Below are 12,062 nucleotides of genomic sequence, written 5' to 3'. Positions count from 1 at the left end.
GCGTACGCGGACGCTGGGCAGCCACTGATCGACAGCAAGGAAGCGTATGCAAGCACTCTGCTCGTCCCCACGCGGTGAACCTCTCGCCGAGGATTCACGGGCGCTGCGCGCCTTGGCCGTGCTCGAACAGCTCGCGGCCGCGGGACAGCCGTTTTCGCTTTCGCAACTCTCGCTGCGCCTGCACATTCCCAAGGCGACGCTGATGCGGCTGATCGAATCGCTCGAAGCGCAGGGCTATGTGACGCATCTGCCCGATTCGCGCGGCACGGACCGTGGCATCACGCTGGGCCCGAAAGCGGCGCAGCTCGCGCTGACCACGCTGTCCAACAACACGTTCGGGCGAGCCTGCCGATCGCTGTTGCGCTCGCTGGTGGACTCGCTCGGCGAAACCTGCAATCTCACCGCGCTCGACCGCGACACCGTCCTCTATCTGGAGCGCGTGGAGACCACTGAACCGCTGCGCCTCCATCTGCAGCCCGGCACGCGCGTGCCCTTGCACTGCACCGCGAGCGGCAAGCTGTTCCTGTCGCAGATGCCGCCGGCCGAGCGCCGTCCCGTGCTCGCGCGTTTGACGCTAGAGCGCAGAACGCAAGGCACGCTGACCGAATTGAATCTGCTCGAAGCGGAACTCGACCGGCTCGCCGTGCGCGGGATCGGCATCGACAACGAGGAACTGGTGCGCGGCATGGTGGCGGTTGCGGTGCCGGTGCGCGATGCCACTGCCGGGAACGTACTGGCCGCGCTCGCGATTCACGCGCCGACCGCGAGAGCAAGCCTGAACGACCTGCTGAAGGCCGTGCCGAAACTCAAGGACGCGGCGTTGAAGCTGGCTCCGCTGTTATCCGCCGGCCCTTCCACGGAGCATCCGTACCATGAGCGCTGAGGCCTTTCCCATGAGCGATCCGTTAGACACGGCAGAGTCCCCACCCCGCAGCGCCAAGGCCGGGCGGCCTGAAGCCGAGTTGTACAATGACGCCGATCCATTTTCCGGAACGGCAGGCATGACCAAAGCGGATACTCCGACGTTGCGCGCGTTTGCGTTGCTCGAACACCTCGTCAACTCGGACGGGCCGGTTTCGCTTGCCGACATCGCGCAGGACGTCGCGCTGCCCAAGGCGTCGCTGCATCGCATGCTTGCTTCGCTGGAGGCGGGCGGGCTCGTGATCCGCGAACCCGGCCAGAAGAACGCGTATGTGATCGGGCCGCGGCTCGCGCAACTCGCGTTAGGGGTCGTGATGCATTCCGGCGCGCGACGTCTGCGTCATGCGATCCTCGCGCGTCTGGTGGCCGATCTCGGCGAGACCTGCAATCTCACCATGCTGCATGAAACCGAAGTGCTGTACCTCGACCGCATGGAAGCGCCGTGGCCGTTGCGCCTCGATCTCAAACCCGGTTCGCACGTCCCCGCCTATTGCAGCGCGAGCGGCAAATTGCTGCTGTCCATGCTGCCACGCGAACAGCGCTCGGCGCTCGTGCGCGCGCTGAAGCTCGAACGCTTCACGCAGAACACCATCACCGATCCGGAACTGCTCGAGGCGGAACTCGACCGGACCGCGCACAAGCGCATTGCGATCGATAACGAGGAGTTTCTGGCCGGCATCGTGTGCGTAGCGGCGCCGATTATCGATGAGAGCGGGGCGTGCATCGCGGCGATCGCCGTGCATGCGCCGGTTTCGCGCGCGCCGCTGTCGCGCGCACTCGAATTCGTGCCGCGTCTTCAGGAAGCCGCCAAGGAACTCGCGGCAACCTTCTGACGCGAGAACCGTTGCCAGCCTTTTCAGGCGCAACGCGCGTTCACAGCGCGGGCTTCTGCTTGCGCACAAGTTCGGCCAACAGGCGTACGCCGGCGTCGATCTTGTCGAGCTTGATGGCCGAGAAGCCCATGCGGAAGCAGTTCTTCTGCTCCAGTCCATCCATGAAGAACACGCCGCCCAGTTCGATCAGAATGCCGTGCTGTTCGGCGTCGGCGGCAAGACGCACGGCGTCGAGCCACGGCGGGCCTTCGACCCAGCACGAAGCACCGCCCGTGATCGGGATGTGACGCGCTTCGGGCATATGCGTATCGAGCGCCGCCATCAGCGCCAGCGCACGCTCGCGATAAGCGTGGGCCAGCCTACGCAGCAGCGCGTCGTGATGGCCGAGCGCGAGAAACGTCGCGAACGCGCGCTGAATATACGCCGCCGGATGCCGCACCATGAGCCGGCGCAGTGCGCGCAACTCGTGCACCAGTTCGCGCGGACCCACGATATACCCGAGCCGCAAGCCGGGCGCGAACGTCTTCGACAGACTGCCGATGTAGATCACGCGGTCGGCCTTGTCCAGACTCTTGAGCGCAGGATGCGGCAGGCCCGAGAAGTTGTTTTCGCTTTCGTAGTCGTCTTCGATCAGCACGAAGTCGTGCTTCTGCGCGAGTTCGAGCAACGCATGCCGGCGTTCGATCGGCATCGTAGCCGTGGTCGGGCATTGATGGCTCGGCGTCACGTAGACGTAGTCGCACTGGGCGAACAGATGCGCGTCCTCGATGGGGCGCACGCCGCCTTCATCGACCGGCAGCGGCACCAGTTGCGCATTGCGGTTCTCGAAGATATTGCGCGCGTCCGGATAGCCGGGGTTCTCGAAGCCCACCGTGGTGCGCTGGCGCGCGAGCAGATCGGCGACCAGATATAACGCCTGCTGACAGCCGATCGTGATGACGATTTCATCCGGCATCGCGAAGACGCCGCGCCGCGGCAGCACGCGCGTGCGGATCTGCTGGATCAGCGTGTCGTCGTCGCGGCCGATCAGATCGGGCGCCCAGTTGCGGATCTCCATCACCGACAGCGCCTTCATACAACATTCGCGCCAGTCGTTGGTCGGAAACAGCGACTGGTCGAATTGCCCGTAAATAAAGGGATATTCGTAGTCCTGCCAGTTGCCCGGCTTGACGATATTGCGCTGCGCGGACGGCCGCCGTTGCACACGCTGGGCCCAATCGGGCCGCGCGGGCGCCTGGTCCTGCTCGCTGCCGGGCGCCGTCCGCGCCGGCGCCTTGAAGCCGTGGCGTCCCTCCAGCATCGCCGGATTGACGAAGTGGCCGCTGCGCTCGCGCGAAATCAGATAGCCCTCCTCCACGAGTTGCTGGTACGCCAGCACCACCGTATTTCTCGCGACGCTCAGTTGATCGGCCAGTTCCCGGCTGGACGGCAACGCGGTCTGCGGCGGCAGCTGGCCGTCCAGAATCGCGGCCACCAGCATCTGGCGGATCTGCCCCTGCAGGCTCATGTTCGAGTCGCTCGGACGCTGAAAACGCTGCGTCCAAAGGGCCGTCGCTGTACGGCTAGACATGCTTCCTCCTGAAAGTGAAAGAGCCGCGCCAGTCACGGCAACGCTGCACGTGACGGCCTTCTGCCGCATGAGCGGCGACGGCGCGGGCCGGCCAGAGCAGTTCGGCCCGCCGATGTGGACTCAACGATCGGCGCCGTCTGGCACTAACTTGCTCTATTTTTTACTGACGATACTCGACTCACCCCGTCCAAGGCGATTGGGACAAGCACCCGTCGTGGCCACACGACTTCCATGCTCCATAGACAGCCGCTGTTCAGACCCGCTGTTCAAACCTATTGTGAGACCTATTATGAAACGCCATAAAAACTCGACATTGCGGCCGTGGTTCCAATGGACGGCGCGTTGCGTCCTGTCGCTGGTTTTCGCCGCCACGGCGAGCCTCGTGGCAACGCCCGGCCACGCCGAAGACAAGGAAATCACGATCGCCTATCAGCAGATCGTCGATCCGTGGGTGGTCGGCATCGCGAACGGCTCGATCGAAAAGGCCACCGGCTACAAGATCAACTGGCGGCAGTTCGAGTCCGGCGCGAAAGTCGCGACCGCGCTCGCATCCGGCGACGTCAAGGTCGGCGTGATCGGCTCCAGCCCGCTCGCCGCCGCCGTGAGCCAGGGTCTCGATCTGCAACTCTTCTGGATTCTCGACAACATCAACCAGGCCGAAGCGATGGTGGTGCGCAACGGCTCCGGCATCACGAAGCCGGCGGACCTGAAGGGCAAGACCATCGGCGTGCCGTTCGTGTCGACGACCCACTATCACACCATGTTCGCGCTGCAGCACTGGGGCATCAATCCGTCTGACCTGAAGATCCTCAACATGCAGCCCAATCAGATCGTCGCGGCCTGGTCGCGCGGCGACATCGATGCCGCCTATGTGTGGGACCCCGCGCTCGCCGAGCTGAAGAAAAGCGGCAAGGTGCTGATCACGTCCGGCGACCTCTCGAAACTCGGCAAGCCGACCTTCGACGGCATTGCGGTCGATCGCAAATGGGGCGAGGAACACAAGGACTTCATGGCGAAACTCGTCAAGGCAATCGCGGACGCCGACCAGCAATACCGCAGCAATCCGTCGCAATGGAATGCGACCTCGCCGCAAGCCGCGGCCATTGCGAAGATGATCGGCGGCTCGCCGGCGGACGTGCCGGCGTCGCTGTCGCTCTATGCGTTCCCCACGGTCAGCGAGCAGGCGTCCGCGCAATGGCTGGGCGGCGGTACGACGAGCCGCGCCGCGCTCGCGCTGAAGGACACCTCGGAGTTCCTGAAGAGCCAGAAACAGATCGGCACTGTCTTGCCGGACTACGCGAAATTCGTGACGCCGGCTTATGCCGAAGCCGCCGCGCAACTCAAATGACGTAACCGTGATCCGCGAGATCAGGAGGCAACATGGAAAACATGACTGTCAGGAACGTGAGCGTGGTGTTTCCGGGGCGGCGTCCCGGCCAGACCGTGCAGGCGCTCGACGATATCAACCTGACTATCCGCTCGGGTGACTTCGTGGTCGCGCTGGGCGCGTCCGGCTGCGGCAAGACCACGCTGTTATCGCTGATGGCCGGCTTCATCGCGCCGAGCCGGGGCGAGTTGCTGCTCGGCGGCGAACCCATCGCGGGGCCGGGCGCGGACCGCGGCGTGGTGTTCCAGAAGCATGCGCTACTGCCGTGGCTGAACGTGATCGACAACGCGGAATTCGGCCTCAAGCTGCAAGGCGTGCCGCGCGCGCAGCGGCGCGAAATCGCCGTGCGCAATCTGGCGCTGGTCGGCTTGCAGGATTTCCACAAGCACATGATCTATCAGCTCTCCGGCGGGATGCAGCAGCGCGTCGGCATTGCCCGCGCGCTCACCTGCGATCCGGCGATGCTGCTGATGGACGAGCCGATGGCCGCGCTCGACGCGCTCACGCGCGAGACCATTCAGGAGTTGCTGCTCGACGTCTGGAAGAAGACCAACAAGATGTTCTTCTTCATCACGCACAGCGTGGAGGAAGCACTGTTCCTTGCGAGCCGCCTGATCGTGATGTCGCCGCGTCCCGGCCGCATCACGCATACCTACGAACTGGACTTCAACCGCCGTTTTCTCGAAACGCGCGACGCACGGGCGATCAAATCGAGTCCCGATTTCATCGCGATGCGCGAGCAGGTTCTCAACATCATTTACGGCGACGAGAAGCTGCACGGCGCCGAGGCCGGAGTCGCTCATGTTTAGTTCTAAATCCGCTCATGCCGTGTTGCACGGCGAGGCCGCGCCCATGGAGACGAACACGCCGATCCGCCCGCCCCGCCGACCCGGGCGCGGACCTCGTATGCTCGCGAAGAAACCCGCCCGGCCCGGCGACACGTTCGGCGTGCCGGGGCAAGGCAGCAGTGTCGTCACCAGCCTGATCACCGTCGCCGCGTTCGTCGCACTCTGGTTCGCGGCGACCAATCTGCACTGGATCAAGCCGCTGTTCCTGCCATCGCCACAGGCCGTCTACGCGAAGTTCATCTACGTCGCGAGGGAAGGCTTCGCCAATTCGACGCTCGCGCAGCACACCGGCATCAGCTTGCTGCGGGTGTTTGGTGCGTTCGCACTCGCCTGTCTCACGGCGATACCCGTCGGCGTGATGATGGGCGTGTCGCGTTTCGCGCGCGGCGCATTCGATCCGCCGATCGAGTTCTACCGGCCGTTGCCGCCGCTCGCCTATTTGCCGCTCATCATCATCTGGTTCGGTATCGGCGAATTCTCGAAGGTGCTGCTGATCTACCTGGCGATCTTCGCGCCGCTCGCCATTGCGGCGCGCGCCGGCGTGCGGTCGGTGTCGATCGAACAGATTCACGCCGCGTATTCGATGGGCGCCTCGCGCACGCAAGTGGTGCTGTACGTGATCCTGAAGTCGGCGATGCCGGAGATCTTTACCGGCATGCGAATCGGCATCGGCGTGGGCTGGACCACGCTGGTGGCCGCCGAAATGGTCGCCTCGACCAGCGGCCTCGGCTTCATGGTGCTCAACGCGGCGGAATTTCTCGCGAGCGACGTGGTGATCATGGGGATCATCGTGATCGGCTTCTTCGCGCTCTGCTTCGATTTGCTGATGCGCTATATCGAGCGCGTGCTGGTGCCCTGGAAAGGCAAAGTCTGAGATAGCGTCGCCGTACTTCGCTGACAAGGGTCCTTCTTCGGGCCCTTTCTTTTTTTGCGTCACGTCGTGACACGGCGCTGGACTCAGCGACTCCCCCAAGCTGGCTCTACCCCATTGCCGTGCCCACCGGCAATATCGACCTCAACGGTAAGACATTTACCTTCCACGATCGTCAATCCAGTCAGGGGGCCGCGTGAACGCCATCGTTAAACCGAAGCTGTCTTTTGAGGGGCGGCACGAGGCCATGCGCATCGGCGGTGAAAGGGTCACGCGCGCTGAGGTCATCGAGGTATTCAACCCTTATACGTGCGAGCGGGTCGGCACCGTTCCAAAAGCGACCGTGGACGACGTGCGCCACGCGTTCGAGTACGCGCACGCGTATCGCGCCCGACTCACCCGCTATGAGCGCGCGCAGATTTTGCGGCGCGCGGCGGATATCGTGCGCGAGCGGACCGGTGAAATCGCCGACCTGATTACAGCGGAATCCGGACTCTGCAAAAAGGATTCGCTATACGAAGCCGGCCGAGTCAGCGACGTATTGGTATTCGGCGCGAATGAAGCGCTGAAGGACGACGGGCAGATCTTCTCCTGCGATCTGACGCCGCACGGCAAACAGCGCCGCGTTTACACGCAGCGCGAGCCGCTGCTCGGCGTGATCTGCGCGATCACGCCGTTCAATCATCCGATGAACCAGGTGGCGCACAAGATCGTGCCGTCCATCGCCACCAACAACCGTATCGTCGTCAAGCCGTCGGAAAAGGTGCCACTGTCCACGTGCCTCCTCGCCGAGATTCTTTACAGCGCCGGCCTGCCGCAACAGATGCTCCAGGTGGTGACGGGCGACCCGAAGGACATCGCCGATGAACTCATCACGAACCGGCGCGTCGACCTCATTACGTTCACGGGCGGAGTGGCGATCGGCAAATACATTGCGAACAAGATGGGTTACCGCCGAGCAGTTCTGGAACTGGGCGGCAACGATCCGATCATCGTGATGGAAGACGCGGACCTCGACGAAGCGAGCACGCTGGCCGTTTCCGGCTCGTACAAAAACTCGGGGCAGCGCTGCACCGCCATCAAGCGGATGCTCGTGCATGAAGCGGTGGCGGACCGCTTCGTCGAATTGCTGGTGGAGAAGACCCGCGCGATACGCTACGGCGACCCAGCCGACCCCGCCACCGACATGGGCACCGTGATCGACGAGGACGCCGCGAAGTTCTTCGAAGCGCAGGTCAACGACGCCGTGAGCCGCGGCGCGAAGCTGCTGGTCGGCAACGTGCGCCGCGGCGCGCTCTATGCGCCGACCGTGGTCGACCACGTCACGCCGGATATGCCGCTCGTCCGCTATGAAACCTTCGGGCCGGTTTCGCCGGTCATCCGCTTCCGCGATATCGACGAAGCGATCCATATTTCCAACTCCACCGATTACGGCCTGTCCTCGTCCGTCTGCACGAACCGGCTCGACTACATCACGCGGTTTATCGCGGAGCTGGAGGTGGGCAGCGTGAACGTGCGCGAGGTGCCGGGCTACCGGCTCGAACTGACGCCGTTCGGCGGCATCAAGGATTCGGGGCTCGGCTACAAGGAAGGCGTTCAGGAAGCGATCAAGAGCTTCACCAACGTGAAGACGTACTCGTTGCCGTGGCAGTGAGGACGGAGTGACGGCCTTCGCCTCGGGGACGAAACCACCCGAACGATCTCCATACGTCGCATACGCATTTTTTGATACAAAATGTTCCATTTATTTGAATTCTGGTTGACGCGCTGAAACTGCTGGCCTACATTTCAGACACCAAGCATTTTTCGGTATTTTTTGTTCCACTTATCTCAAAGAGCTGGAGACACCCCATGAGCGAGCAGAATCCTTCCCCGCGTGACGCTACCGCCGACAACCGTGCCAGCGGCCCGCAGGCCATGACGCCGTCGGAAGCGTTTGTCGAAACCCTGGCGGCCAACGGCGTGACCGATATGTTCGGCATCATGGGCTCCGCCTTCATGGACGCCATGGATATCTTCGCGCCCGCCGGCATCCGCCTGATTCCGGTGGTGCACGAGCAAGGCGCCGGCCACATGGCCGACGGTTATTCGCGCGTCTCGGGACGTCACGGCGTGGTGATCGGCCAGAACGGCCCGGGCATCAGCAACTGCGTCACCGCCATTGCGGCGGCGTACTGGGCGCACAGCCCGGTCGTGATCGTCACGCCGGAGGCCGGCACCATGGGCATCGGTCTGGGCGGCTTCCAGGAAGCCAAGCAACTGCCCATGTTCCAGGAGTTCACCAAGTATCAAGGCCACGTCACCCATCCGGCCCGCATGGCGGAATTCACGGGCCGCTGCTTCGACCGCGCGATGGCGGAAATGGGACCGACGCAGCTCAATATCCCGCGCGATTACTTCTACGGTCAGGTCAAGGTTGAAATTCCTCAGCCGCAGCGTCTCGATCGCGGTGCGGGTGGTGAGCAAAGCCTGAACGAAGCGGCTGAACTGCTCGCGCAAGCCAAATTCCCGGTGATCATTTCCGGCGGCGGCGTGGTCATGGCCGATGCGATCGAAGAGTGCAAGGCGCTCGCCGAGCGTCTGAACGCGCCGGTGGTCAACAGCTATCTGCACAACGATTCCTTCCCCGCCAATCATCCGCTGTGGTGCGGCCCGCTCGGCTATCAGGGCTCGAAAGCCGCGATGAAACTGCTGTCGCGCGCCGACGTCGTGATCGCGCTCGGCTCACGCCTCGGCCCGTTCGGTACGCTGCCGCAGCACGGCATGGATTACTGGCCGGCCAACGCAAAAATCATCCAGATCGATGCCGACCACAAGATGCTCGGCTTGGTGAAGAAGATCTCGGTGGGCATCTGCGGCGACGCGAAAGCCGCCGCCGTCGCGCTGACCGAGCGCCTTGCGGGACGCAAGATTGCATGCGACGCCACGCGCGAGGAACGCGGCGCTCAGATCGCATCGGAGAAAGCGGCCTGGGAGAAGGAACTCGACGACTGGACGCACGAACGCGACGCCTACAGCCTCGACATGATCGAGGAGCAGAAGCAGGAACGCACGCCCGGCGGCGGCACCTATCTGCATCCGCGCCAGGTGCTGCGCGAACTGGAAAAGGCCATGCCCGAGGACGTGATGGTCTCGACCGACATCGGCAACATCAACTCGGTGGCCAATAGCTATCTGCGCTTCAACAAGCCGCGCAGCTTTTTCGCGGCGATGAGCTGGGGCAATTGCGGCTACGCGTTTCCGACCATCATCGGCGCCAAGGTCGCCGCGCCGCACCGTCCGGCCGTTTCGTATGCGGGCGATGGCGCATGGGGCATGAGCCTGATGGAAACCATGACCTGCGTGCGCCACAACATTCCGGTGACGGCAGTGGTGTTCCATAACCGTCAGTGGGGCGCCGAGAAGAAGAACCAGGTGGACTTCTACAATCGCCGCTTCGTGGCGGGCGAGCTCGACAACCAGAGCTTTGCGGCGATTGCCCGCGCGATGGGCGCCGAAGGCATCGTGGTGGACCGTCTCGAAGATGTGGGCCCGGCGCTCAAGCGCGCGATCGACGCGCAGATGAATCACGGCAAGACCACCATCATCGAGATCATGTGTACGCGTGAATTGGGTGACCCGTTCCGCCGCGACGCGCTCTCCAAGCCGGTGCGCATGCTCGACAAGTACAGGGATTACGTCTGAGCGTTTTGGGCGCGCGGCGGGCTCCATGCCAAGGCGAGTGGAGGCCGCCGCGCTGACTGGCCGGAAACAGGGCGCGCCCGCGCGGGCGCTCTGTTTCCGGCTTCTTCGTTACACCTCTCGCTGCCTCTTCGGCCATTCCTATGAAAGCCATCAACCGCATCATTGAACAAGCGCGTCGTTCGGCGATGCGCATCGTGCTGAGCGAGGCCGAGGATCCGCGCGTGTTGCAGGCGGCGCAACGCGCGAGCCGCGAAGGCATTGCCCGCATTCTGCTGGTGGGCAACGCCGCGCGCGTCCACGAAGCCGCCACCCGCTTCGACGTCGATCTGTCCGGGATGGAACTGGTGGATCCCGCCGCTTCTGCGCTCGCACCGTTATATGTCGAGGAACTGTTCGCTCTGCGCAGCAAAAAAGGCATGACGCTCGAACAGGCGCAGAAAGAAATCCTCAACCCGCTGTGCTTCGCGAACCTGATGGTGCGCCTCGGTCACGCCGACGGTTCCGTGTCCGGCGCGGTCAACACCACCGCCGACGTGGTGCGCACCGCGATCCAGATCATCGGCATCGCGCCTTCATTCAAGCTCGTGTCGAGCTTCTTTCTGATGATGCTGTGCGAGCCGTTTCACACGCTCAAGGGCGGCCTGATCTTTTCCGACTGCGCACTCGTGGTGGAACCGGATGCCGCCCAACTCGCCGAAATCGCCATCGCTGCGGCGGACAGCGCAAAAAGCCTGCTGATGGACGAACCGCGCGTGGCGATGTTGTCGTTTTCGACCAGCGGCAGCGCTCACCACGCGGCCGTCGACAAGGTGGTCAACGCAACCCACATCGTGCAGGAGCGCCGCCCGCATCTCGCGATCGACGGCGACGTGCAACTCGACGCGGCCATCGTCTCCGAAATCGCGCTGCGCAAGGTCAAACACTCGCAGGTAGAGGGCCACGCCAACGTGCTGGTGTTTCCGAGTCTCGAGGCGGGCAACATCGGCTACAAGCTGGCCGAGCGGATCGGCGGCGCGAAGGCGATCGGCCCCTTGCTGCAAGGCCTGCGCAAGCCCGCCAACGACCTGTCGCGCGGCTGCAGCGCGGACGACATCTACTACGTCACCGCCGTCACGGCGGTTCAGGCGCAAGCCGCGCTCACGCATCCCGACGCCCTCCTCACGCCGTCTCATCCATGATCGTTCAGAAGTTACTGCCTCTCCTCGCGCTGATGGGCGTCGCGAGCTATTTTCAAACCATTACCGGCTTCGGCCTGAGCATGATCGTCATCGGCGCCGCCAGCGGTTTCGAGCTGGCGCCGGTGACGAGTCTCGCCGCCTTGCTCAGCCTCGTAACACTTGCCAATAGCGCGACCGCCTTGCCCGGCAAATTCCATCACATCGACTGGCGCGCGGTGGGCGCCGCCACGCTGGGTATTCTGCCCTCCGTGGTGGCGGGCGTGCTGGTGCTGGATCTATTGAGCAATGCGGCTTCCAGCGTGTTGCAACTGCTGCTGGGCGGCGTGGTGCTGTATGGGGGCTTAAGCGCGGCGCTGCGGCCGGCGCCGCTCGCTTGCCGCTCGGGCGATCGGAGTTTCTTCGTCAGCGGCGTGTTCGGCGGCCTGCTGAGCGGCATGTTCGGCGTATCCGGGCCGCCGTTGATTTTTCAGTTCTACCGCCAGCCGCTCTCGCTCATGCAGATCCGCTATGCGCTGATTCTGATCTTCACGGTGACTTCGATCACTCGCACGCTGTTCAGCGCGTACCAGGGACAACTCGACGCCGATATCTGGATGCAGGCCGCGTTCGCGGTCCCGGTCGTCGCGTTGATGACGATCGTGGCGCGGCAGTATCCGCCGCCGCTGTCGGGTGTGATGACACGCCGCATCGCGTACGCGATTCTGGTGGTGATCGGCGGATCGCTCATCCTGCACGCGTTGCAGCAGTTGCTCCGCTGAGGCGCGTGACAA

Annotated in this window: 10 protein-coding genes; 9 read left to right on the top strand and 1 reads right to left on the bottom strand. The window is 63.8% G+C overall.

The window, feature by feature from the left end; translation table 11 throughout:
• Positions 1-46 precede the first annotated feature (46 nt).
• Both PQR32_RS03840 and PQR32_RS03835 read left to right on the top strand, forming a co-directional pair.
• Positions 47-883 carry an IclR family transcriptional regulator gene (locus PQR32_RS03840; RefSeq protein WP_408222408.1) on the top strand — a complete coding sequence of 279 codons (837 nt, stop codon included), beginning with the start codon at positions 47-49 and terminating at the stop codon, positions 881-883.
• Between the two features lie 118 nt (positions 884-1,001).
• The gene (locus PQR32_RS03835; protein ID WP_408222406.1) at positions 1,002-1,754 is read left to right on the top strand and encodes an IclR family transcriptional regulator; all 753 of its coding nucleotides are present in this window, start codon (positions 1,002-1,004) and stop codon (positions 1,752-1,754) included.
• A 40-nt stretch (positions 1,755-1,794) separates the two neighbouring features.
• On the opposite strand, the gene pdxR is transcribed toward PQR32_RS03835, so the two are convergent.
• Positions 1,795-3,324: a MocR-like pyridoxine biosynthesis transcription factor PdxR gene (pdxR, locus tag PQR32_RS03830; protein ID WP_408222404.1), complete on the bottom strand. Its 1,530-nt coding sequence runs from the start codon at positions 3,322-3,324 to the stop codon at positions 1,795-1,797.
• A 289-nt stretch (positions 3,325-3,613) separates the two neighbouring features.
• Here pdxR and tauA point away from each other — a divergent pair, with 289 nt between their 5' ends.
• The 7 genes from tauA (at position 3,614) to PQR32_RS03795 (ending at position 12,050) form a co-directional block, all read left to right on the top strand.
• Complete coding sequence (gene tauA, locus PQR32_RS03825) at positions 3,614-4,672, top strand: taurine ABC transporter substrate-binding protein (RefSeq protein WP_408222402.1); 1,059 nt, start codon at positions 3,614-3,616, stop codon at positions 4,670-4,672.
• 32 nt (positions 4,673-4,704) lie between these two features.
• Complete coding sequence (locus tag PQR32_RS03820; RefSeq protein WP_408222400.1) at positions 4,705-5,520, top strand: taurine ABC transporter ATP-binding protein; 816 nt, start codon at positions 4,705-4,707, stop codon at positions 5,518-5,520.
• Complete coding sequence (locus tag PQR32_RS03815; RefSeq protein ID WP_459252002.1) at positions 5,513-6,433, top strand: ABC transporter permease subunit; 921 nt, start codon at positions 5,513-5,515, stop codon at positions 6,431-6,433. The genes PQR32_RS03820 and PQR32_RS03815 overlap by 8 nt, the downstream gene beginning before the upstream one ends.
• Before the next feature lie 244 nt (positions 6,434-6,677).
• Positions 6,678-8,084, top strand: coding sequence for a phosphonoacetaldehyde dehydrogenase (phnY, locus tag PQR32_RS03810; protein WP_408222467.1), 1,407 nt, complete (start codon positions 6,678-6,680; stop codon positions 8,082-8,084).
• Between the two features lie 197 nt (positions 8,085-8,281).
• Positions 8,282-10,114: a sulfoacetaldehyde acetyltransferase gene (gene xsc, locus PQR32_RS03805; protein WP_408222396.1), complete on the top strand. Its 1,833-nt coding sequence runs from the start codon at positions 8,282-8,284 to the stop codon at positions 10,112-10,114.
• A gap of 140 nt (positions 10,115-10,254) precedes the next feature.
• Positions 10,255-11,292: a phosphate acetyltransferase gene (gene pta / locus PQR32_RS03800; RefSeq protein ID WP_408222394.1), complete on the top strand. Its 1,038-nt coding sequence runs from the start codon at positions 10,255-10,257 to the stop codon at positions 11,290-11,292.
• Entirely contained in the window at positions 11,289-12,050 is a 762-nt protein-coding gene (locus PQR32_RS03795; protein WP_408222392.1) for a TSUP family transporter, read from the top strand. The genes pta and PQR32_RS03795 overlap by 4 nt, the downstream gene beginning before the upstream one ends.
• Positions 12,051-12,062: the final 12 nt, after the last annotated feature.

Source organism: Paraburkholderia dipogonis, from assembly GCF_046027395.1.
Classification (GTDB): Bacteria; Pseudomonadota; Gammaproteobacteria; order Burkholderiales; family Burkholderiaceae; genus Paraburkholderia; species Paraburkholderia dipogonis_A.
The sequence above is the reverse complement of the archived record's forward strand: the minus strand, read 5'-3'. Positions and strand labels throughout refer to the sequence as shown.

Bases quoted from the DNA above. Each gene is read 5' to 3' on its own strand.
- PQR32_RS03840 (WP_408222408.1), top strand. From the start codon at position 47: ATGCAAGCACTCTGCTCGTCCCCACGCGGTGAACCTCTCGCCGAGGAT.
- PQR32_RS03835 (WP_408222406.1), top strand. From the start codon at position 1,002: ATGACCAAAGCGGATACTCCGACGTTGCGCGCGTTTGCGTTGCTCGAA.
- pdxR (WP_408222404.1), bottom strand. From the start codon at position 3,324: ATGTCTAGCCGTACAGCGACGGCCCTTTGGACGCAGCGTTTTCAGCGT.
- tauA (WP_408222402.1), top strand. From the start codon at position 3,614: ATGAAACGCCATAAAAACTCGACATTGCGGCCGTGGTTCCAATGGACG.
- PQR32_RS03820 (WP_408222400.1), top strand. From the start codon at position 4,705: ATGGAAAACATGACTGTCAGGAACGTGAGCGTGGTGTTTCCGGGGCGG.
- PQR32_RS03815 (WP_459252002.1), top strand. From the start codon at position 5,513: ATGTTTAGTTCTAAATCCGCTCATGCCGTGTTGCACGGCGAGGCCGCG.
- phnY (WP_408222467.1), top strand. From the start codon at position 6,678: ATGCGCATCGGCGGTGAAAGGGTCACGCGCGCTGAGGTCATCGAGGTA.
- xsc (WP_408222396.1), top strand. From the start codon at position 8,282: ATGAGCGAGCAGAATCCTTCCCCGCGTGACGCTACCGCCGACAACCGT.
- pta (WP_408222394.1), top strand. From the start codon at position 10,255: ATGAAAGCCATCAACCGCATCATTGAACAAGCGCGTCGTTCGGCGATG.
- PQR32_RS03795 (WP_408222392.1), top strand. From the start codon at position 11,289: ATGATCGTTCAGAAGTTACTGCCTCTCCTCGCGCTGATGGGCGTCGCG.